At 67.6% G+C, this 19,112-nt stretch carries 17 protein-coding genes; 11 read left to right on the top strand and 6 right to left on the bottom strand.

Annotation, left to right across the window (positions count from 1 at the left end):
• The first annotated feature begins 172 nt into the window (after window positions 1-172).
• Window positions 173-988 (top strand): ethanolamine ammonia-lyase subunit EutC, encoded by an 816-nt coding sequence (eutC, locus tag QMX82_RS15265; RefSeq protein WP_208694062.1) that lies wholly within the window; start codon window positions 173-175, stop codon window positions 986-988.
• Window positions 989-1,001: 13 nt separating this feature from the next.
• Here the strand turns inward: eutC and QMX82_RS15270 are convergent, their stop codons facing one another.
• A complete protein-coding gene (locus QMX82_RS15270; protein WP_208694063.1) occupies window positions 1,002-1,436 on the bottom strand; it encodes a GNAT family N-acetyltransferase in 435 nt (144 codons plus the stop codon).
• A 127-nt stretch (window positions 1,437-1,563) separates the two neighbouring features.
• On the opposite strand from QMX82_RS15270, the gene QMX82_RS15275 reads away from it, so the two are divergent.
• Window positions 1,564-2,469, top strand: coding sequence for an alpha/beta fold hydrolase (locus QMX82_RS15275; RefSeq protein WP_282285045.1), 906 nt, complete (start codon window positions 1,564-1,566; stop codon window positions 2,467-2,469).
• Between the two features lie 8 nt (window positions 2,470-2,477).
• On the opposite strand, the gene rutR is transcribed toward QMX82_RS15275, so the two are convergent.
• Entirely contained in the window at window positions 2,478-3,158 is a 681-nt protein-coding gene (gene rutR / locus QMX82_RS15280; protein ID WP_208694065.1) for an HTH-type transcriptional regulator RutR, read from the bottom strand.
• Window positions 3,159-3,524: 366 nt separating this feature from the next.
• Here rutR and rutA point away from each other — a divergent pair, with 366 nt between their 5' ends.
• The 5 genes from rutA to QMX82_RS15305 all read left to right on the top strand — a co-directional run bounded on the left by rutA (window position 3,525) and on the right by QMX82_RS15305 (window position 7,131).
• Window positions 3,525-4,613: a pyrimidine utilization protein A gene (rutA, locus tag QMX82_RS15285; RefSeq protein WP_027600944.1), complete on the top strand. Its 1,089-nt coding sequence runs from the start codon at window positions 3,525-3,527 to the stop codon at window positions 4,611-4,613.
• Window positions 4,613-5,341, top strand: a complete 729-nt coding sequence (gene rutB / locus QMX82_RS15290; protein WP_282285059.1) for a pyrimidine utilization protein B — start codon at window positions 4,613-4,615, stop codon at window positions 5,339-5,341. Before rutA ends, rutB begins: the two co-directional genes overlap by 1 nt.
• Before the next feature lie 6 nt (window positions 5,342-5,347).
• Complete coding sequence (gene rutC, locus QMX82_RS15295; protein WP_017642623.1) at window positions 5,348-5,731, top strand: pyrimidine utilization protein C; 384 nt, start codon at window positions 5,348-5,350, stop codon at window positions 5,729-5,731.
• An 85-nt stretch (window positions 5,732-5,816) separates the two neighbouring features.
• Window positions 5,817-6,602, top strand: coding sequence for a pyrimidine utilization protein D (gene rutD, locus QMX82_RS15300; RefSeq protein WP_208694067.1), 786 nt, complete (start codon window positions 5,817-5,819; stop codon window positions 6,600-6,602).
• Window positions 6,603-6,606: 4 nt separating this feature from the next.
• Entirely contained in the window at window positions 6,607-7,131 is a 525-nt protein-coding gene (locus tag QMX82_RS15305) for a flavin reductase (RefSeq protein ID WP_208694068.1), read from the top strand.
• A gap of 74 nt (window positions 7,132-7,205) precedes the next feature.
• Here QMX82_RS15305 and cysZ read toward each other — a convergent pair whose 3' ends face one another.
• Window positions 7,206-7,958, bottom strand: coding sequence for a sulfate transporter CysZ (gene cysZ, locus QMX82_RS15310; RefSeq protein WP_208694069.1), 753 nt, complete (start codon window positions 7,956-7,958; stop codon window positions 7,206-7,208).
• Between the two features lie 299 nt (window positions 7,959-8,257).
• Here cysZ and trxB point away from each other — a divergent pair, with 299 nt between their 5' ends.
• On the top strand, window positions 8,258-9,232 hold the full coding sequence (gene trxB / locus QMX82_RS15315; RefSeq protein WP_282285074.1) for a thioredoxin-disulfide reductase: 975 nt from the start codon (window positions 8,258-8,260) through the stop codon (window positions 9,230-9,232).
• A gap of 209 nt (window positions 9,233-9,441) precedes the next feature.
• Here trxB and glyA read toward each other — a convergent pair whose 3' ends face one another.
• Window positions 9,442-10,695, bottom strand: a complete 1,254-nt coding sequence (gene glyA / locus QMX82_RS15320) for a serine hydroxymethyltransferase (RefSeq protein WP_208694071.1) — start codon at window positions 10,693-10,695, stop codon at window positions 9,442-9,444.
• 123 nt (window positions 10,696-10,818) lie between these two features.
• Window positions 10,819-15,012 carry an EAL domain-containing protein gene (locus tag QMX82_RS15325; RefSeq protein ID WP_208694072.1) on the bottom strand — a complete coding sequence of 1,398 codons (4,194 nt, stop codon included), beginning with the start codon at window positions 15,010-15,012 and terminating at the stop codon, window positions 10,819-10,821.
• Window positions 15,013-15,223: 211 nt separating this feature from the next.
• Between QMX82_RS15325 and ettA the strand changes: the two genes are divergently transcribed.
• Window positions 15,224-16,888, top strand: a complete 1,665-nt coding sequence (gene ettA / locus QMX82_RS15330; protein WP_158893649.1) for an energy-dependent translational throttle protein EttA — start codon at window positions 15,224-15,226, stop codon at window positions 16,886-16,888.
• Between the two features lie 107 nt (window positions 16,889-16,995).
• Here ettA and QMX82_RS15335 read toward each other — a convergent pair whose 3' ends face one another.
• Window positions 16,996-17,424, bottom strand: a complete 429-nt coding sequence (locus tag QMX82_RS15335) for a TOBE domain-containing protein (RefSeq protein WP_208694073.1) — start codon at window positions 17,422-17,424, stop codon at window positions 16,996-16,998.
• A gap of 95 nt (window positions 17,425-17,519) precedes the next feature.
• Between QMX82_RS15335 and QMX82_RS15340 the strand changes: the two genes are divergently transcribed.
• Together QMX82_RS15340 and modA are read left to right on the top strand one after the other, a co-directional pair.
• On the top strand, window positions 17,520-18,332 hold the full coding sequence (locus QMX82_RS15340; protein ID WP_208694074.1) for a TOBE domain-containing protein: 813 nt from the start codon (window positions 17,520-17,522) through the stop codon (window positions 18,330-18,332).
• Between the two features lie 22 nt (window positions 18,333-18,354).
• A complete protein-coding gene (gene modA / locus QMX82_RS15345; protein ID WP_208694075.1) occupies window positions 18,355-19,110 on the top strand; it encodes a molybdate ABC transporter substrate-binding protein in 756 nt (251 codons plus the stop codon).
• Window positions 19,111-19,112 lie beyond the last annotated feature (2 nt).

Raw genomic sequence — 19,112 nt, forward strand, 5'->3', positions numbered from 1 at the left:
CGCGGGCGCTGGCGCAGATGTAGAGGCGTGGCGGTTATCGCGGCCATGCCGGTGCGCCGTAGCGACCGCTCCTACGAGAGCGTCTATCCCTGTAGGAGCGGCCGCATCGGCGGACCGCCATGGCCGCGATAGCCTTTCTAGACAGACACCGAATCGCTCAGGAGTCTTGCCGATGAACCCCAACGACACCGCCCGCCCCGACCCCTGGGCCGAATTGCGGCGCCTCACCCCGGCGCGCATCGCCCTTGGCCGGGCCGGCACCAGTCTGCCGACGTCGGCCCAGCTGGACTTCCAGGCCGCCCACGCCCAGGCCCGCGATGCGGTGCACCTGGCCTTCGATCACCAGGCGCTGCGTGAGGGCCTGGCCGCCCAGGGCCGCGAGACCCTGGTACTGAAGAGCGCCGCGCCGGATCGCCACACCTATCTGCAACGGCCGGATCTGGGGCGCAAGCTGTCCGCGGAGTCCGCTCGCGAACTCCAGGCCTATGCCGCCGAGCATCCCGAGGGCTTCGACGTCGCCGTGGTCATCGCCGATGGCCTCTCGGCCCTGGCGGTGCATCGCCATGCGCTGCCGTTCCTGGAGCGACTGGCCGACCAGGCCGGGGCCGAGGGCTGGCGCTGGGCGCCGGTGACCCTGGTGGAGCAGGGCCGGGTGGCCGTGGGTGATGAAATCGGCGGGCTGCTCAAGGCGCGCCTGCTGGTGATGCTGATCGGCGAGCGCCCCGGTCTCAGCTCGCCCGACAGCCTGGGCCTCTACTTCACCTACGGCCCACGGCCGGGCCTCAACGACGCCTATCGCAACTGCATCTCCAATGTGCGCCTGGAAGGCCTCGCCTATGGCCTGGCGGCGCACAAGCTGCTCTACCTGATGCGCGAAGCGGATCGCCGCAAGCTCTCCGGCGTGCAACTCAAGGACGAAGCCGAGGTGCCGCTGCTGGAGGGTGACGAGGAGAACGCCCGGATCGGCAACTTCCTTACCGCTCAATGAGCGGGACTGGCCGTTATCCTGCCGTGAGCGCCTTGCGCAGGAAGTACCGCGCAAAGCCCGGCGGATAGTCAGCCAGTTCGCCGAACACTTCATAGCCCAGCCGCTCGTAGAAGCCGCGGGCCTGGAATTCGTGGGTGTCGAGCCAGGCGCCGTGGCAGCCGCGGGCCAGGGCTTCGGCCTCGGCGCGCCGCAGCAACTCGCGGCCGGCGCCCTGGCCGCGAGCGGCTTCCTCCACCGCCAGCAACTGCACATAGAGCCAGCCATAGCTGGTGTAGCCCCAGAGTCCGCCGAGGGATTCGCCGCCACGGGTCAGGCTGATGACCAGGGCCCGGTAGCCGCTCGGGCCAGCCTGGCTGTCGTTGTAGCGTCTCAGCGGTGCGGCGATGGCCTGGCGCAGGTCTTCGCGCGCTTCGTCGGTCAGGTGGTAGTCCAGTGGCGCTGCGGGCATGGCGATGGTCTCTGGAAGAGGTCTGCCCGAGCATAGCGCAGCACCGCTGCGTGACCGCCGGGTTCTGCCGCTTTCGCCGCGCCAGCCTTGGGGTAGCATGACCCTTTACCCATTTCGCGGGGGAGCCATGGACATACGTGAAGGTCGCGCCCGGGTCGGTGCTCTCGAACTGGCCTATGAGGACTGGGGCGATCCCGCCGATCCGGCGCTGCTGCTGATCATGGGCTTTGGCGCCCAATTGCTGCTCTGGCCGGAAGGCTTCTGCGAGGCCCTGGTGCGCCGGGGCCTGCGGGTGATCCGTTTCGACAATCGCGACGTCGGCCAGTCCTCGCGGCTGAGCTGGCCGGGTGGACGGCCGCCTTCGCTGTGGCCGGTGCTGGGGCGGGCGCAACTGGGCAAGCCCAGTGCGGTGCCCTATCGCCTGGAAGCCATGGCCGCCGATGCGGTCGGGCTGCTCGATCACCTGGGGCTGGAGCGCGCCTTCGTGCTGGGCGGCTCCATGGGCGGCATGATCGCGCAGATCCTCGCCGCCGACTGGCCGCAGCGGGTCGCACGGCTCGGCATCCTGTTCTCGTCGACCAATCAGCCGCTGTTGCCGCCGCCCTCGTTCAGGCTGCTCGGCAGTCTGCTGCTGCGGCCACCGGCCGATCTACCGGCGGAAGCGGCGCTCGCCCGGCAGAAGGCGCTGCTGCGCGGCATCGAGAGCCCGCGCTATCGCCAGAGCGAGGTGGATCTCGAACGGCTGGTGCAACGGATCCTGGCGCGCGGGGTGGATGTGGACGGGGTGCAGCGGCAGCTGTTCGCCCTGCTCGGCAGCGGCGATCTGCGGCCCTTTGCCCGGCGCATCCAGGCGCCGACCCTGGTGGTCCATGGGGCGCGGGATCCGCTGTTGCGTCCGGTCTGTGGCCGCGCCGTGGCCCGGGCCATTCCCGGTGCCCGCTTCGAGTTGATACCCGACATGGCCCACGACCTGCCGGCGCCGCTCTGGCCGAGACTGAGCGAGTTGTTCGCCGACTTCTTCCTGGCGCCCTGAACCGGGCTTCAGCCTCTGAGGCGCGGGCGCAGCCCGTCGATGAGCAGGGTTTCCAGGCCGCGCAGAACCTCGTCGAAGAAGGCTGGATCCTGCAGGGTACGGCCACAGAGTGCCTGCACCTGGACCCTGAAGTCCGCATAGTGTTGGGTGGTGGCCCAGAGGCTGAACATCAGCTGGTACGGATCCACCGGTGCCAGCCGACCGGCATCGATCCAGGTACGGATCACCCGGGCCTTCTCGTCTATCAGGTCGTGCAGGCTGCCCTGCAATTCCGGCAGCAGCAGCGGCGCGCCCTGGACCATCTCCAGGCAGAACAGCCGGGACTCGGCGGGATAGTCGCGGGACATCTCCAGCTTATGGCGCAGATAGCCGCGCAGGGCGTCGAGGGGATCCTGGTCTTCGCTGAAGGTGCGCAGGGGACTCAGCCAGGTCGCCAGCAGCTGGCGCAGCACGGCGACATAGAGCTCTTCCTTGCTGCTGAAATAGTAGAGCAGGTTGGTCTTGGAGACGTCTGCCTGCAGAGCCACCTGATCCAGGCTGGCGCCGTGCAGGCCGAAGCGGGAAAAGATATCGAGCGCGGCACCGAGGATCTGGGCGCGCTTGGCTTCTATCTGACGCTGCCGGCGTTGCTGGGCGGCAGGGCTGGGTTGACGCGGCTTGCGTGGCGGAAGATCACTGGCCTGACTCACGAACTGCTCCTTGGGCCTTCTTGGACATCTGACGCGGACCGACCGCTGGACGAGCGGGAGGGACGGCTTCAGGCGCGGTCGTTGAGATTCGCACCTTCCTGGTGACGAATCGTCGGCGGACGCCAGAGGGTAGCGCGCCGGTCTCCAAACTCTAGCATGGCCCGACATCCTGCATGCCCCGGATTCGGGCGCCTTGCACAAACTAGGTGCTCTGATTTGGACCAAATGGTCTGGATATATTTCTAGATTTCCCCCAAGTATCTGATTGGCTTGAAATTTCAAGACTTGGCAAGCTTTCTGCTCCGATCCTGCAGCCACGGCGCATCTCGATGCGCCTCGATTCCTGACTGCGGGAGAGTGCGAGCGATGAACATCGGTGTCTTCATTCCCATCGGCAACAACGGCTGGCTGCTGTCGGAAAACGCGCCTCAGTACCGGCCCACCTTCGAGCTGAATCGCGAGATCGTGCAGCGCGCCGAGCACTACGGCTTCGACTTCGCCCTGTCGATGATCAAGCTGCGCGGCTTCGGCGGTAAGACCGAATTCTGGGACCACAACCTGGAGTCCTTCACCCTCATGGCCGGGCTGGCGGCGGTGACCTCGCGCATCAAGCTGTTCGCCACCGCCGCGACCCTGACCCTGCCGCCGGCCATCGTCGCGCGCATGGCCGCCACCATCGACTGCATTTCCGGCGGTCGCTTCGGCGTCAATCTGGTCACCGGCTGGCAGAAACCCGAATACAGCCAGATGGGGCTCTGGCCGGGGGATGAGTTCTTCGCCAGCCGCTATCAATACCTCGGTGAATACGCCCAGGTGCTGCGCGACCTCTGGGGCACCGGCCAGTCGGATTTCCAGGGTGCGCACTTTCGCATGGAGGACTGCCGGGTGAGTCCCCAGCCCCAGGCGCCCATGGAGATCGTCTGCGCCGGGGCAAGCGACGCCGGCCTGGCCTTTGCCGCCGAACACGCCGACTACAGCTTCGTCTTCGGCAAGGGCGTCAACACGCCCAAGGCCTTCGCCCCGGCGGTGGAGCGGCTGCAGGCGGCCACCGCCAAGACCGGGCGCGAGGTCTCCTCCATCGCCCTGTTCATGATCATCGCCGCCGAGACCGACGAGGCCGCCCGCGCCAAGTGGGAGCACTACAAGGCCGGTGCCGACGAGGAGGCCATCGCCTGGCTGGGCGCCCAGGCCGCCGCCGACACCAAGTCCGGCAGCGACACCAATGTGCGGCAGATGGCCGATCCGACCTCGGCGGTCAACATCAACATGGGCACCCTGGTGGGTTCCTTCGCCAGTGTGGCGCGGATGCTCGACGAGATCGCCGAGGTGCCCGGGGCCAGCGGGGTGCTGCTGACCTTCGACGACTTCGTCCAGGGCGTGACCGACTTCGGCGAGCGCATCCAGCCGCTGATGCAGAGCCGCCGTCACGTCGACCTGCTCAAGGAGAGTGCCTGATGAACGCCGTGGAAACCCTGGCGGGCTATGCCCTGCCTGTCGGCGATAGCGAAGCCCTGACCCTGCCGGCGCGTCCCGAACCGCTGCGGCTCAAGGCCAGCGAGACCGCCCTGATCGTGGTGGACATGCAGAACGCCTATGCCAGCCAGGGTGGCTACCTGGATCTGGCCGGTTTCGATGTCTCGGCCACCGGCCCGGTGATCGAGAACGTCGCCGCGGTGGTGGAGACCGCCCGCGGCGCGGGTATCCAGGTGGTCTGGTTCCAGAATGGCTGGGACCCGGAGTATCGCGAGGCGGGCGGGCCGGGTTCGCCCAACTGGCACAAGTCCAATGCCCTCAAGACCATGCGCAAGCGACCCGAACTGCAGGGGCAGCTGCTGGCCAAGGGTGGCTGGGACTATGCCCTGGTCGACCGGCTGCAACCGGCGGCCGCGGACCTGGTGGTGCCCAAGACCCGCTACAGCGGCTTCTACAACACCAACCTGGACAGCCTGCTGCGCGCCCGTGGCATCCGCAACCTGGTGTTCGTCGGGGTCGCCACCAACGTCTGCGTGGAGTCGACCCTGAGGGACGGCTTCTTCCTCGAATACTTCGGCGTCTGCCTGCACGACGCCTGCCATCAGGCCGGGCCCCGTGCGGCCCACGAGGCCGCGCTGTTCAACATCGAGACCTTCTTCGGCTGGGTCGCCAGCTGCGCCGATTTCCACACCACCTTCGCCAAGGACTGAGCCACCATGCCCAAGCAAGCCGTGATCCCCGCCGGTACCGGTACCCCCATCGCCCCCTTCGTGCCCGGCAGCCTGGCCGATGGCGTGCTCTATGTCTCCGGCACCCTGCCGTTCGATGCCCAGAACAACGTGGTCCACGTCGGCGACGCCGCCGCCCAGGCACGCCACGTGCTCACCACCATCCAGGGCGTGGTGGAGGCGGCTGGCGGCAGCATGGCCGACGTCACCTTCAACATGATCATGCTCACCGACTGGGCGAACTACGCCGCCATCAACGCGGTGTACGCCGAATTCTTTCCCGGCGAGAAGCCGGCGCGCTACTGCATCCAGTGCGGCCTGGTGAAGCCCGACGCCCTGATCGAGATCGCCAGCATCGCCCATGTCGGCTAGCTCCCGCTCCGTACCTACCCCCTCTCCCTCTGGGAGAGGGCTGGGGTGAGGGAACCCCCAACCACTGAACCACCGAGGACCGCCCATGCACTTCGAACTCCATGGCCGCCAGGACCCGGCGGCCGAGACCCTGCTGCTCAGCTCCGGGCTGGGCGGCGCCGGGGCCTTCTGGGCGCCGCAGCTGGCGGCCCTCGGCGAAAGATTCCGGGTGGTGGTCTACGACCAGACCGGCACCGGCAGGAGTCCGGCCGAGTTGCCCGCCGACTATCGCATCCAGCATATGGCCGAGGACCTGCTGGCCCTGGCCGATCGCCTGGAACTCGACAACTGCCTGTTCATGGGCCATGCCCTGGGCGGTCTGGTGGGCCTGCAGGCCAGTCTGCTGCGTCCGGGCCTGATCCGCCGCCAGGTGCTGGTCAATGCCTGGAGCCGACCCAATCCGCATACCGCGCGCTGCTTCGCCCTGCGCCAGCGCCTGCTGCGCGACAGCGGCGCCGCGGCCTATGTCCAGGCCCAGGCGATCTTTCTCTATCCGGCCACCTGGATCGCCGAACATGGCGAGCGCCTGACCGCCGACGAAGCCCATGCCCTGGCGCACTTTCCCGGCGAGGCCAATGTCCTGCGGCGCATCGGCGCGCTGCTGGCCTTCGACCTGGACGCCGAGCTGGCGCGCATCCCGGTGCCGACCCTGGTGCTGGCCAATCGCGACGATGTCCTGGTGCCGTGGACCTCGTCCCAGCGACTGGCCGCGGGTCTGCCCCGGGCCAGCTTCCAGTTGCTGGAGTGGGGCGGCCACGCCTCCAGCGTCACCGATTCCGCCACCTTCGACCGGGTGGTGCTCGACTATCTCAGCCAAGATCTGGAGGCGTAACGCCATGTCCGTTGCCCATGCCTTGCCCCTGTCCGCCGCCAGCCCCGCCGCCCCGGTCGAACGCGATCTCTTTCGCGGGGCCATGGCGCGCCTGGGCGCCGCGGTCAACCTCGTCACCACCGATGGTCCGTCCGGCCTGGCCGGCTTTACCGCCACCGCCGTGTGCAGCGTCAGCGATACCCCGCCGACCCTGCTGGTCTGCCTCAACCGCAGCGCCTCGGTGCACCCCGCCTTCAGCGCCAACGGCGTGCTCTGCGTCAACGTCCTGGCCGCCGGCCAGCAGGCGCTGGCCAACCTCTTCGGCGGCAAGACCGCCATGGCCGAACGCTTCGCCGCGGCGCGCTGGAGCCGCCTCGGCACGGGGGCGCCGGTGCTGGACGGCGCCCTGGTGGCCTGCGACTGCCGCATCGCCGAGGTGCAGTCGGTGGGTAGCCACGACCTGCTGCTCTGCGAGGTGCTGGGGGTGGCCGAGCCGGGTGGCGAAGGCGGATTGCTGTACTTCGACCGGCGTTATCACGAGCTGGCTTAGCCAGGGCTGCTGGACTTCGGCGCTGGCGCCGTCTCAGCGCCAACCTGCGTCTGAACGTCCGACGAACCCGCTCCTCAGGTGCGCACCACCAGCGCCTTGTCGCCCCCTTCACGCACCCAGAACAGCGTCGCCCCGGCCACGGCGGCGGGCATGAACAGGGCGTTCAGCCCGGGCACCAGCAGCGCGAGGTAGGTCACCCCGCCAAAGCCCAGGCAGCGCAGGCGGCGGGTACGCAGCCAGGTGAGCATGCTGCGGAAATCCAGCTGGTGGTTGTCGGCGGGGAAGTCGATGTACTGCACCGCCATCATCCAGACGCCGAACAGGATCCACAGCGGCGCGGCGATCAGGTTGAGACCGGGAATGAAGGTCAGCACCAGCAGGCCCAGCGCACGTGGCAGGTAGTAGCCCAGCTTGCGCAGTTCGCGCTGCAGGGTGCGCGGCACCATGGTGACCAGTTCGGCGAGATTGAACGGCGGGAAATCGTCCTGGCCGCGTACCATGACCTCGACCTTTTCCGCGAGAAAGCCGTTGAAGGGCGCCGCCACCAGGTTGGCCAGCATCGTGAAGGTGAAGAAGATGATCGCCAGCAGCAGGAGCACGAACAGTGGCCAGAGCAGCCATTCGACGAAGCTCGCCCAGGCCGGCAGGCTCGGCATCAGCTGTTCCAGCCAACCCTCGAAACCGCGCACGGCAAAGGTGAGGATGGCCGCGTAGAGCAGCAGGTTGATGGTGAGCGGGATGACCACGAAGCGGCGCATGCCGGGGCGAGTCACCAGGCGCAGCCCTTCGGCGAAATAGGCGGAGCCGGACAGCGGAGCGACAGCCATGAAGATTCCTGACGGGGGGCGGGAATGCACAGCTTACCTCAGGGCTCGATTGCCGCAGCGGTCGACATAGGCGCGCCCTATGGTCTGGATTTAGAATGGTCGCTTCTGTGAAGGGGCGGCACCCGTTAGGCTGAGCCCCATCCCTGGACCCGGTGTCCGCCTATCGGCGCCGGTCGCGCCGTCGCCAGGAGCGACCGGCGCTGCGGAACGGCTCCGCACGCACACCGGCCGGCATGCCCATGGGGCGCGCCGGCCTCTCTACTCTTAGGTCTGCCGGAGATCCCGGCAGGGAGAATGTCATGTCTGAAGCCAGCACCTTGCGCCATTCGCGCCTCATCATCCTCGGTTCCGGTCCGGCCGGTTACACGGCCGCGGTCTATGCCGCCCGCGCCAACCTCAAGCCGCTGCTGATCACCGGCATGCAGATGGGTGGCCAGCTGACCACCACCACCGAGGTCGACAACTGGCCGGGCGATCCCCACGACCTGACCGGTCCGGCGCTGATGGAGCGGATGCGCGAGCACGCCGAGCGCTTCGAGACCGAGATCGTCTTCGATCACATCAATGCCGTGGACTTCGGTGGCAAGCCCTACACCCTCAAGGGTGACAGCGCCACCTACACCTGCGACGCCCTGATCATCGCCACCGGCGCCAGTGCCCGCTACCTGGGCCTGGCCAGCGAAGAGGCCTTCATGGGCAAGGGCGTATCCGCCTGCGCCACCTGCGACGGCTTCTTCTATCGCAACCGCGAGGTGGCGGTGGTCGGTGGCGGCAACACCGCGGTCGAGGAAGCCCTGTACCTGGCCAACATCGCCAGCAAGGTGACCCTGATCCACCGCCGCGAGACCTTCCGCGCCGAGAAGATCCTGCAGGACAAGCTGCGCGCCCGGGTCGCCGAAGGCAAGATGGCGCTCAAGCTCAACGCCAGCATCGACGAGGTGCTGGGTGACAACATGGGTGTCACCGGGGTGCGGATCAAGAACAATGATGGCAGCACCGAAGAGCTGCAGGTGGCCGGTCTGTTCGTCGCCATCGGCCATACCCCCAACACTGGGCTGTTCGAAGGCCAGCTGGACAGCCACGACGGCTACCTGGTGGTGAAGGGCGGTCGCGAGGCCAATGCCACCGCCACCAACGTACCCGGCGTGTTCGCCGCCGGCGACGTGGCCGACCACACCTATCGCCAGGCCATCACCTCGGCCGGTGCCGGCTGCATGGCCGCCCTGGACGCCGAGCGCTACCTGGACGGCCTGGGCGATCTGCAGGTCCTCTGAGGCCTGAGCAGCGTCTGACAACGAAAAACCCCGGCACTGGCCGGGGTTTTTCGTTTTCGGGGTCTTCCGGCGTGTGCCAGGAGCCGGCTTGGCGGCCTTGACGACCCTGCTGGAAATGCAATGAGCCCCGGCCGATTGGTCGGGGCTCATTGTTTGGGGTTTTCCCTCACCCCGGCTCTCTCCCAGGGGAGAGGGGGAAGGCGGGCCTCTTACTTGCCGTACACCGGCAGGCGGGCGCAGACGGCCTGGACCTTATCACGGACGGCGTCGATTACCGACTCGTCGCCCATGTTGCCGAGGATGTCGCAGATCCAGCCGGCCAGCTCGCGGCATTCGGTTTCCTGGAAGCCACGGGTGGTGACGGCCGGGGTGCCGATGCGCAGGCCGGAGGTGACGAAGGGCGAGCGCGGATCGTTCGGTACCGAGTTCTTGTTCACGGTGATGAAGGCGCGACCCAGGGCGGCGTCCGCGTCCTTGCCGGTGATCTCCTGCTTGATCAGGCTGAGCAGGAACAGGTGGTTGTCGGTGCCGCCGGAGACGACGTCGAAGCCCCGTTCGATGAACACGCTGGCCATGGCCTGGGCGTTCTTGATCACCTGCTGCTGGTAGGTCTTGAACTCGGGCTGCAGGGCTTCCTTGAAGCACACCGCCTTGCCGGCGATGACGTGCATCAGCGGACCGCCCTGGGCACCGGGGAAGACCGCCGAGTTGAGCTTCTTCTCGATGGCTTCGTTGGCCTTGGCCAGGATCAGGCCGCCGCGCGGGCCGCGCAGGGTCTTGTGGGTGGTGCTGGTGACCACGTCGGCGAAGGGCACCGGGTTCGGATAGACACCGGCGGCGACCAGGCCGGCGAAGTGGGCCATGTCGACGAACAGGTAGGCGCCCACGGCATCGGCGATGGCGCGGAAGCGGGCGAAGTCCAGCACCTGGGAATAGGCGGAGTAGCCAGCGACGATGACCTTGGGCTGGTGCTCGCGGGCCAGGCGCTCGACTTCGGCGTAGTCGATCAGACCCTGCTCGTCGATGCCGTACTGGACGGCGTTGTACAGCTTGCCGGAGGAGGACACGGTGGCGCCGTGGGTCAGGTGACCGCCGTGAGCCAGGCTCATGCCGAGGATGGTGTCACCGGCTTCGATCAGCGCCAGGTACACGGCCGAGTTGGCCTGGGAGCCGGAGTGCGGCTGGACGTTGGCGTAGTCGGCGCCGAACAGCTGCTTGGCGCGGTCGATGGCCAGTTGCTCGACCACGTCGACGTATTCGCAGCCGCCATAGTAGCGCTTGTGGGGATAGCCTTCGGCGTACTTGTTGGTCAGCACGCTGCCCTGGGCTTCCATGACCGCCGGACTGGTGTAGTTTTCCGAAGCGATCAGCTCGATGTGATCTTCCTGACGCTGGGCTTCCTGCTGCATGGCGGCATACAGGTCGGCGTCGAAGCGGGCGAGGGTGGTTTCACGGCTGAACATGGCGGCAGGGTCCCCTGAGGCATGGCGAAGAGCGAGCCCGATCGGGCTCGTGAGGGGCAACATTCTACCCCATCGCAGGAACTCTGAGGTATGAGCGCCGGTCATGCGGTGGCGCCATAGGTCTCATGTCAGGACCGGAAACAGCCCCTGATGCTCCAGTCGTTCGCGCAACAGATCCGGCGGCAGCGGACGGTCGAAGAGGAAGCCCTGTACCTCGTCGCAGCCATGGAGGCGTAGGAATTCCAGTTGCGCCGGTTCCTCGACGCCCTCGGCGATCACCGAGAGATTGAGGCTGTGGGCCATGGCGATGATGGCCCGGGCGATCTGCGCATCCTGTTCGCCGTGGGGCAGGCCGTCGACGAAGCTGCGGTCGATCTTGAGGATGTCGATGGGGAACTGCTTGAGGTAGTTGAGCGAGGAATAGCCGGTGCCGAAGTCGTCGACCGCGATGCACAGGCCCAGGCTCTTGAGTTCGCCCAGCAGCTGCAGGGCCTCGCCGACGTCGCGCATCAGGATGCTTTCGGTCAGTTCCAGCTCCAGGCAGGCCGGCGCCAAGCCGGTCTCGGCGAGGATCTCGGCGATGCGCTGGCCGAGCTGGCCATCGCTGAACTGGCGGGCGGAGAGATTCACCGAGACCTTGGGAATGCGCACCCTGGCCGCGTGCCATTCGCGCATCTGCCGGCAGGCCTCGCGAATCACCCAGTCGCCGACCTGGACCACCAGGCCGATCTCTTCCAGCACCGGGATGAATTCCGCCGGCGAGACGTGGCCGCGCACCGGATGCTCCCAGCGCAGCAGGGCCTCGACCCCGGTCAAGCGCCGGTTGTCGCAACGGTACTGCGGCTGGTAGTGCAGACGGAATTCGCCCTGCAGCAGGGCGTGCCGCAGATCGGCTTCCAGTTCCAGGCGCTCCAGGGCGCGAGCGTTCATCTCGGCCTGGTAGAACTGGAAGTTGTTCTTGCCCATCTCCTTGGCGTGGTACATGGCCGTATCGGCGTTCTTCATCAGCTGGCTGAGCTCATGGCCGTCCTGGGGCGAGAGGGCGATGCCGATGCTGGCGGAGACGAAGAATTCGCGGCCTTCGAGCACGAAGGCCTCGGACAGCTGGGTAAGGATCTGCTCGCCGACGCGGATCGCCTGGGCCAGGGCGACCTCGCGGCTCTCCAGGCCCGACAGCAGCAGGGTGAATTCGTCGCCACCCATGCGCGCCACGCTGTCCTCGGTGCCGACGCAGGCGGTCAGGCGCATGGCCACGTCCTTGAGCAGGCGGTCGCCGGCGGCGTGGCCGAGGCTGTCGTTGATCGGCTTGAAGCGGTCGAGGTCGAGGAACATCAGCACCACCCAGCTGCCATTGTGGCGGCTCTGCTGCAGGGCGTTGTGCAGGCGGTCCTGGAACAGGGTGCGGTTGGGCAGCAGGGTCAGGGCGTCGTAGTAGGCCAGGCGGTGGATGCGTCTTTCGCTGGCCTTGCGCTCGCTGATGTCGACGAAGAAGCAGACATAGCTCATCAGGTCGCCGTCGTCGTCGCGGATGGCGGTGATGCCGACCCAGGAGGGGTAGGGCTCGTTGTCCTGGCGGCGCTGCCAGAGTTCGCCTTCCCAGCTCTCCTGGGTGCGCAGCTGCTGCATCACGTGCTGCAGCTGGTTGGCTTCCTGCTTGTCCGCGCAGAGCATCATCGGCTGCTGGTCGAACACCTCTTCGGGACTGAAGCCGGTGATGCGGGTGAAGGTGCGGTTGACCCGCACGATGTAGCCGGCCGGGTCGGTGACCAGGATGGCGCCGGCCGAGTGGTCGAACACCGTGGCCGCCATGCGCATGTCCTTCTCCGTGCGACGCTGGGCGGAGATGTCGCGGCAGATGCCGAGCAGGCCGGCGAAGCGCTCGTGGTCGTCCCACAGCGGCTTGAGGCGCAGCTCGATCTGCAGGGTGTGACCCTGGGCGTGCAGGCAGTCGAGCAACAGGGGCGCGAAGTGTTCCCGGCGCAACTCGGCCAGGGCGCGCGGATTGTCGAGGCTGCGCAGCAGCCGCTGCAGGGTGCGGCGCACCTCCTGCCACTGGCGCGAGTGCACCACCAGTTCGGCCAGGGTGCGCTGTTGCAGCTCGCCGACGGGATAGCCGAGCAACTCCTCCACCGAGGGACTGATGTAGTTGAGCACCAGCTGGGCGTCGGTGGTGAAGATGACGTCGCTGATGCTTTCCGCCAGCTGCCGGTAGCGATTCTCGCTGTCGCGCAGGCGCTCGCTGGCCCGCACCATGTCGGTGACGTCCAGGGCCAGCCCGACCACGCTTGCCGCGGTGCCGTCCACCGCAAGGGCGAGGCGCTGCTCGCGCACGTCGAACCAGCGCCAGCCGCCGTTGCGGTGCTGCCAGCGCAAGAGGCTGCTGCTGGGCTGGTCGGAAAGCGTCGGCCGCATGCTCACCACCCGCTCGTGCAGCTCGACGTCATCCGGGTGCAGGCGCGCGCGACCCAGGCTGGCGAAGGCGTCCGGCGGATAGCCGAGCTTGAGGGCCAGCGAATGACTCTCGTAGGTCAGCTCGCCGCTGGCCACGTCATAGGTGTAGAGGGTGTCGGGGATGGCGCTGATCAGATTCGACCAGAAGCTGTCGCGCTCGAGCAGGCGCAATTCGCCGAGCTTGCGCTGGGTGATGTCGTTGAGGCTGAGCAGGGTGGCATCGAGGTGCTGGGGGTCGGCCGGCAGGTGCATGGTCAGCCAGAGGTGCCGCTCGCCCTCGGCGGTGCTGATGCAGGTCTCGAGTTCCAGCACCTGCTGGCCGGAGAGCAGGCCGTCCAGCAGGCGGTATCTCTTGCCACCGAGCTGGACGCGGGAGTCACCCACCAGCCGCGCCCAGGCCTGGTCGAGGTGCTCGATGCCGAGCATTTCCAGGGCGCGCTGGTTGATCTCGGTGATGCGCACCTGGCGGCCCAGGCTATCCAGGACCTCGGGGTCGCGGGCGAACAGCTCCGCCAGCTGCTCGGGGCGCTCCAGGCCGAGGGCCTGCATGTGCGGCTGGACGGCGCTCAGATCCACCACGCAGATGCCGGTGTGCACGCCATTGAAGATGCTCTCGTAGCGCTGCCGGGTGGTCTGGATGGTCTCCAGGTTGCGCTGCTGTTCGGTGACGTCGCGCAGCACCCAGACGAAGCCGTCCTGGGTCTGGGTACGGTCGCGCAGGACCCGGGCGCTGGGCTGGCTGGCCGCCAGGGCGTGGCAGCTGACCGCGAAGCGGCGCGGCTGGCCCTCCACCGCCAGGGTGACCAGGGCACCGCTGTCGCGCTCGGTGGGCGTCAGGGCGACCAGCTCGGGCAGCAGGCTGGCGAGGAAGAATTGCTGGGCGTCATCGGCGGCGATGCCCAGCAGCCGGGCGGCGGTGGCGTTGACATGCACCAGGCGACCATCGGCCTGGGTCATGCAGACGGCTTCCTCGATGCCGTTGAGGGCGGTGCCGGCCAGGCGCAGGCCCCGCCGCGAGGCGAGGGTGAGGGCGCGCAGGCCCTGCTCTTCGCGCAGCAGCAAATAGAGCAGGATGGCGGCCACCAGGCCGGACAGGCTGAACAGCGCCAGGCGGCCGAAGGAGGCCCCCAGCAGCGTGGTGCCCATGTCTTCGGCGGGATGGCTGCCCACCACCTGCCAGTTGCTGTAGGCCAGCTCCTGGCGTACTTCATCGATGCTGTTCGCCGCCGGGGTCGCTCCGCCGCGGAACAGCAGGGTGCCCTGGGAACGATCTTCCAGGCGCCAGTCGAGACCGGACGGTACCCGGGTCGGCCGCCACAGGGGTTCGAGCAGGGGGGCGCTGGTCAGCACCCACCAGCCCCGCTGCTCCTCGAGATCGCCGGCCAGCAGCACATAGAGGGGCGCGGCGGCGGCCTGAGCGTTGTAGCCGTAGCGGAAGTCGGCCTGGCCGGCGCGCGCGATCAGTTGCTGGATGAAGGCGGCGTCCGGCGTATCGCCCAGGCGCGCCGCGCGCAGGGTGGCGTTGGCCGGCAGCCAGCGCACCTGTTGCAGTCCGGGAAAGAAGTCCTTGAGGCCGAGCAGCAGGTTGGGCGCCAGCGGCAGGGTGGGGTCCAGCGACCAGCGCAGGGTGCTGCGCACCGCCTGGGCCTTGAGCGCCAGCCCGAATTCGACGGTGTTGGCCAGCTGTCGGGTCAGGCCATCCAGCTGTTCGCGCCGCATGGCCTCGCGCTCGGCCACGCTGGCGAAGGCCTGCCAGAACATCAGGGCCAGCATGGCCACCAGCGAGAGGATCAGCAGGCCACGGGTCAGGCGTCGCGAAGCGGGGGCGAGCGGCTCTTCCGGCAGCGAGGAGGGCGGGCTGTTCACGACGGACTGCGTTCCTGCAGAGGCGATGGCCGTTCGGCTGCGCCCGATTCCGCGGGGCAGGGATGGCCTATGATAAGGGTCCGGACGGTGTCTCCGCCGGTTTTTTCCGCGTGATCAGCGCTGGCGCTTTCGTCGCGCGGGGTTTCGACAGCGTTCGCTGCTGACGCCATACTGTGTCCCCTGTTTTTCATTCCGGTCCCAAGGTCCCACCATGGCTCAATACGTCTACACCATGCATCGGGTCGGCAAGGTCGTGCCGCCCAAGCGTGAAATCCTCAAGAACATCTCCCTGTCGTTCTTTCCCGGCGCCAAGATCGGCGTGCTCGGTCTGAACGGTGCGGGTAAATCGACGCTGCTGCGCATCATGGCCGGCGTCGATACCGAGATCGAAGGTGAAGCGCGGCCGATGCCCGGTATCAATGTGGGTTATCTGCCGCAGGAACCGAAACTTGATCCCGAGCAGACAGTTCGTGACGTGGTCGAGGAAGCGGTCGGTCAGATCAAGCAGGCCCAGGCCCGGCTGGACGAGGTCTATGCCGCCTACGCCGAGCCGGATGCCGACTTCGACGCCCTGGCCGCCGAGCAGGCCAAGCTGGAAGCCATCCTCCAGGCCGCCGACGGCCACAACCTGGAGCGCCAGCTGGAAGTTGCCGCCGACGCCCTGCGCCTGCCGGCCTGGGACGCCAAGGTCGGCGTGCTCTCCGGCGGCGAGAAGCGCCGCGTGGCGCTGTGCCGCCTGCTGCTGTCGGCCCCCGACATGCTGCTGCTGGACGAACCCACCAACCACCTGGACGCCGACTCGGTGGCCTGGCTGGAGCACTTCCTCCACGACTTCCCCGGCACCGTGGTGGCCATCACCCACGACCGCTACTTCCTCGACAACGTCGCCGGGTGGATCCTGGAACTGGACCGCGGCCAGGGCATCCCCTTCGAGGGCAACTACTCCGGCTGGCTGGAATCCAAGGCCGCGCGCCTGACCCAGGAAGCCAAGCAGGAAGCCGCCCACGCCAAGGCCATGAAGGCCGAACTGGAATGGGTACGCTCCGGTGCCAAGGCCCGCCAGTCCAAGTCCAAGGCCCGCCTGCAGCGCTTCGAGGAAATGCAGTCCCAGGAATTCCAGAAGCGCAGCGAGACCAACGAGATCTACATCCCCGCCGGTCAGCGCCTGGGCGACAAGGTCATCGAGTTCAAGAACGTCAGCAAGGGCTATGGCGATCGCCTGCTGATCGACGACCTGAGCTTCGTGGTGCCCAAGGGCGCCATCGTCGGCGTCATCGGCGGCAACGGCGCCGGCAAGTCGACCCTGTTCCGCATGATCATGGGCAAGGAGCAGCCGGACGCCGGCAGCATCGAGATCGGCGATACCGTGCAACTGGCCAGTGTCGACCAGAGTCGCGAGAACCTGTCCGACACCAAGACCGTCTGGGAGCAGGTCTCCGACGGCTCCGACGTGATCAAGATCGGCAACTACGAGGTGCCCTCGCGCAGCTACGTCGGTCGCTTCAACTTCAAGGGCGCCGACCAGCAGAAGTTCGTCAAGGACCTCTCCGGCGGTGAGCGCGGTCGTCTGCACCTGGCGCTGACCCTCAAGCAGGGCGGCAATGTGCTGCTGCTGGACGAACCCTCCAACGACCTGGACGTGGAAACCCTGCGCGCCCTGGAAGACGCCCTGCTGGACTTCCCCGGCGCGGCCATCGTGATCTCCCACGATCGCTGGTTCCTCGACCGCATCGCCACCCACATCCTCTCCTACGAGGACGATTCCAACGTGGTGTTCTTCGAAGGCAACTACACCGAGTACGAAGCCGATCGCAAGAAGCGCCTGGGCGAGGCCGCGGCCCAGCCCAAGCGGGTCAAGTACAAGAAACTGGCGTAAGCACCAGAACCAACGCCGGCAGGGAAACCTGCCGGCGTTTTCTTTTGTCCCACGCTATATACTTGAGGCTATAACGCCCTGGCGGATCCGATCCGCCGCCCCCAGGATCAGGCCGGGACCCCCAGGATCACATGAGACGCCTTGAACACCGCCGTGGCGGCCACGCCCGGAGCCAGCTGCAGCTCCTGCACCGCGTCGCGGGTGACCATGGCCACCACGCGGCTGCCACCGGGCAGGGCGATGGCCACCTCGGCGTTGACTGCGCCATCGCCGATGCTCTCCACGGTTCCGGTCAGGCAGTTGCGCGCCGACAGGCGCAGTCCGCTATCGGCGGTCATCACCATCACCCAGGGCGCCTTGATCAGGGCCACCGCCGACTTGCCCGGCGCCAGCTCCAGGCTCTTCACGCTGTCCAGGGTAACCACGGCTACCAGCTCGGTACCGCCGGTCAGGGTAAGGGTCACCTCTGCATTCACCGCGCCTTCGCGCACCTGGCTGACGGTTCCCGGGAAGACATTGCGGGCACTGACCTTCATTGGATATCGCTCCTGAACGTTGGGGAAGAGGCAAGGGGCGCCACTCTAGGTCGGAGCGTTGCAGTCATACAACCCGAATGCCGGGAGTCCCTGACATGAGCGCCTCGCCCTTCATTGCCCATCTGTCGCTGGAAAGCAGTGTCGGCGCCGAGCTGACCCAGACCCGCATTCGTCTGCTGGAGGCCATCGCCGCCACCGGCTCCATCAGCCAGGCGGCCAAGCGGGTGCCGCTGTCCTACAAGGCGGCCTGGGACGCGGTGGACCAGATCAACAATCTCTCCGCCCAGCCCCTGGTCGCCCGCAGCGCGGGGGGCAGCGGCGGCGGCGGCACCCGGCTGACCGCCTATGGCCAGCGGGTGGTGGCCTTCTATCGGGCGCTGGAGCAGCACTACCAGACCACCCTGGACCAGGTGGCGGCCGGACTGGACGAGGCCACTCGCACCGAAGTGGCCGATTTTCGCCAGTTGCTGCTCAACCTCAACTGGCGCAGCAGCGCCCGCAACCAGTTTTCCGGCGTGGTCGAGGCGCTCGAACAGGGCGATGTGGAAAGCGCCGTGGTGCTGCGCCTGGACGATGCCACGCGACTCACCGCCCTGGTCACCCGCGACAGCGCCGCGCAGCTCGGCCTGGCGCCAGGCCGCGCCGTAGTGGCCCTGGTCAAGGCCTCGGCGGTGCTGATCGGCACCGATCCAGGGCTGCGCCTGTCGGCGCAGAATCTGTGGTGGGGAGAGGTCGAGCGCGTCCATGAGGGACCGATCAACCACGAGGTGGTGCTGGCGCTACCGGCCGGTCGCCGCGTCACCGCCACCCTGACCGCCACTAGCAGTCGCCAGCTGGGACTCGTCCCCGGCCTGGCCGCCTGCGCCTGTTTCAGCGCCGCCAGCGTCCTGCTGATGAGCGCATCCTGACCAGCCCAAGGAGCCAGAACCGATGATCTCCAGCCGTTCCCGCCTGTTGCTTTCCCTGCTCACCGCAGCGCTGGCCACCCCGGCCCTGGCCGACGAGGTCCAGGTGGCCGTGGCCGCCAATTTCAGCGCACCGCTCAAGGCCATCGGCGAGCAGTTCACCCGAGACACCGGCCATCAGCTGGTGATTTCCAGCGGCGCCACCGGCCAGCTCTACACCCAGATCAGGAATGGCGCGCCCTTCGCGGTCTTCCTCTCCGCCGACGACAGCACCCCGGCCAAGCTGGAAAGCGAGGGCGCGGCGGTCAAGGGCTCGCGCTTCACCTATGCCATCGGCACCCTGGCGCTCTGGTCGCCCAGGACCGGCTACGTGGACAGCGAAGGCGCGGTGCTCAAGCACAACGCCTTCGCCCACCTGGCCGTGGCCAATCCCAAGACCGCGCCCTATGGCCTGGCCGCCACCCAGGTGCTGGCCAAGCTGGGCCTCACCGAGGCGGTCGCGGCCAAGCGGGTGGAAGGCCAGAACATCACCCAGACCTACCAGTTCGTCGCCACCGGCAATGCCGAGCTGGGCTTCGTCGCCCTGTCGCAGATCTACCAGGACGGCAAGGTCAAGGAAGGCTCGGCCTGGATCGTGCCGGCCGAGTTCTATGAGCCGATCCGCCAGGACGCCGTGTTGCTGGACAAGGGCCAGGATCAACCGGCGGCCAAGGCGCTGCTGGACTATCTCAAGGGACCCCAGGCGGCCACGGTGCTCAAGGCCTACGGCTACCGGCAGTGATC

It is taken from the genome of Pseudomonas sp. PS02302, assembly GCF_029959585.1.
Classification (GTDB): Bacteria; Pseudomonadota; Gammaproteobacteria; order Pseudomonadales; family Pseudomonadaceae; genus Chryseomonas; species Chryseomonas aestiva.

Coding starts and splice junctions, on each gene's coding strand:
- QMX82_RS15335 (WP_208694073.1), bottom strand. CDS start 17,424: ATGAAGGTCAGTGCCCGCAATGTCTTCCCGGGAACCGTCAGCCAGGTG.
- rutD (WP_208694067.1), top strand. CDS start 5,817: ATGCACTTCGAACTCCATGGCCGCCAGGACCCGGCGGCCGAGACCCTG.
- QMX82_RS15305 (WP_208694068.1), top strand. CDS start 6,607: ATGTCCGTTGCCCATGCCTTGCCCCTGTCCGCCGCCAGCCCCGCCGCC.
- QMX82_RS15275 (WP_282285045.1), top strand. CDS start 1,564: ATGGACATACGTGAAGGTCGCGCCCGGGTCGGTGCTCTCGAACTGGCC.
- QMX82_RS15270 (WP_208694063.1), bottom strand. CDS start 1,436: ATGCCCGCAGCGCCACTGGACTACCACCTGACCGACGAAGCGCGCGAA.
- modA (WP_208694075.1), top strand. CDS start 18,355: ATGATCTCCAGCCGTTCCCGCCTGTTGCTTTCCCTGCTCACCGCAGCG.
- QMX82_RS15340 (WP_208694074.1), top strand. CDS start 17,520: ATGAGCGCCTCGCCCTTCATTGCCCATCTGTCGCTGGAAAGCAGTGTC.
- rutA (WP_027600944.1), top strand. CDS start 3,525: ATGAACATCGGTGTCTTCATTCCCATCGGCAACAACGGCTGGCTGCTG.
- glyA (WP_208694071.1), bottom strand. CDS start 10,695: ATGTTCAGCCGTGAAACCACCCTCGCCCGCTTCGACGCCGACCTGTAT.
- trxB (WP_282285074.1), top strand. CDS start 8,258: ATGTCTGAAGCCAGCACCTTGCGCCATTCGCGCCTCATCATCCTCGGT.
- rutB (WP_282285059.1), top strand. CDS start 4,613: ATGAACGCCGTGGAAACCCTGGCGGGCTATGCCCTGCCTGTCGGCGAT.
- ettA (WP_158893649.1), top strand. CDS start 15,224: ATGGCTCAATACGTCTACACCATGCATCGGGTCGGCAAGGTCGTGCCG.
- cysZ (WP_208694069.1), bottom strand. CDS start 7,958: ATGGCTGTCGCTCCGCTGTCCGGCTCCGCCTATTTCGCCGAAGGGCTG.
- eutC (WP_208694062.1), top strand. CDS start 173: ATGAACCCCAACGACACCGCCCGCCCCGACCCCTGGGCCGAATTGCGG.
- rutC (WP_017642623.1), top strand. CDS start 5,348: ATGCCCAAGCAAGCCGTGATCCCCGCCGGTACCGGTACCCCCATCGCC.